Consider the following 360-nt stretch of genomic DNA (forward strand, 5'->3'; position numbering starts at 1 on the left):
CTTCATCAACTCGATGGCGCACGTCATTGTCACCGAAGGCCTCGTCGACGAGGCTTACGTGCGCGAGCGCTGCGACCTCGGCGACTTCGAGGCATGGGCCCGCTTCGTGGCCGACGAGCGCCACTCGCCGGAAGCGCAGGCGACCTACACGGGCATCGACCCGGCCGAGCTTCGCGCCGCCGCGCGCCTCTATACCAAGGGCGGGGCCGCCGGCATCTATTACGGTCTCGGCGTCACCGAACACAGCCAGGGCTCGACCATGGTCATGGGCATGGCCAACATCGCCATGGCCACGGGCAACATCGGCATGCTGGGCGCCGGCGTGAACCCGCTGCGCGGCCAGAACAACGTCCAGGGCTC

1 protein-coding gene is annotated in these 360 nt (G+C 68.3%); it reads left to right on the forward strand.

Annotated elements, in window-relative coordinates:
* On the forward strand, positions 1 to 360 hold a 360-nt coding region (locus tag CVH10_RS18345; protein ID WP_146143039.1), incomplete at both ends, for a molybdopterin-dependent oxidoreductase.

It is taken from the genome of Halomonas sp. ND22Bw (genome assembly GCF_003011945.1).
GTDB classification, from domain to species: domain Bacteria; phylum Pseudomonadota; class Gammaproteobacteria; order Pseudomonadales; family Halomonadaceae; genus Halomonas; species Halomonas halophila.